General features: G+C 63.5%; 1 protein-coding gene. It reads right to left on the minus strand.

Annotation, left to right across the window (positions count from 1 at the left end; all coding sequences use genetic code 11):
• Positions 1-1,089, minus strand: a 1,089-nt coding sequence (locus BW990_RS20915) for an IS1182 family transposase (RefSeq protein WP_076451424.1), incomplete at both ends; no start/stop codon positions are given.

A 1,089-nucleotide genomic window follows, 5' to 3' on the forward strand; every position in this document is an offset into this window, starting at 1 on the left:
CCAGCTTCCGGAGGTTCTGGGCGGTGGCGGCGAGCAGGAATTCGTCATTTGCGCCGCATGGTCCGCGTAGGCGGAGCCTTCCGAGGCCGAGGATGCGCTTGAGGTGCGCAAACAGCATCTCGACCTTCTTCCGGAGCTTCATTGAGACCGCGTATTGCTTTGTCTTGGCGATGTCGCGGGCGACCTGGCGGGCGTCTTCGTGCTGCTCTCGGGTGATGGCTCTTGCATCGGTGTTCGGGCAGCAATGCTGTTTCGACGGGCAAGCCTGGCAGGTCAGTTTCAGCGCGCGGTATTTGGCCCGACCCTCACTCGTTGGCCCCCGGTTCGGGTCGGAGTAGTTCCGACGGAACTGTTTCAATGCCTGCCCCTCGGGGCAGATGTATTGATCGTTCTCGGCGTCCCACTCGAAGTCCGCCCGGCTCCAGGTGCCGTCGGTGCGCTCGGACTTGTCCAAAACCGGAATGTGCGGCGCGATCTTCCGGTCGACCAGCCAGCCCAGCATCGGCCCGGTGCCGTAGGCCGTGTCCGCGATCAGCCGTTCAGGGTGCAGGTCGAACCTGGCCTTCACGCGATCCAGCATGGTCTTGGTCGATCCGACCTCGGCCTGCCGTATCGACCGCGTCGCCTCGACATCGACGATCACGCCGTGATCAGTGTCGATCAAGTAGTTGTCGGAATAGCTGAAGAATGCCGGGCCCTTGCGCGCTGCCGTCCACTGGCTGGCCGGATCGGAATGCGACGTGAACTTAGGCTGCACTGCGCTGGCGGCACCGAAGGCGGCCTCGTCAAGGGTGTCGAGATACTCGCGAACGGCCCGGGGCGCATCGGCAGGGTCGATCTGCTTCGCGTCCCAGTCCTCCTTCGGTGTCGAGTTCTGCTTGTTCGCGTCTGCCTCGATCAGGCTGGCATCCACCGCCATTCGCTGGCCGCTGACCAAGCCCTCCTCGATGCACCGCGCGACGGTCGCCTCGAACAGTTGGCGTAGAAGCTTGCTGTCACGGAACCGGCCGTGCCTGTTTTTCGAAAACGTCGAATGATCAGGGACGCGGTCGCTCAGATCGAGCCGACAGAACCAGCGATACGCGAGGT

The sequence above is a fragment of the Roseivivax lentus genome, assembly GCF_900156805.1.
In the GTDB taxonomy this organism is placed as follows: domain Bacteria; phylum Pseudomonadota; class Alphaproteobacteria; order Rhodobacterales; family Rhodobacteraceae; genus Roseivivax; species Roseivivax lentus.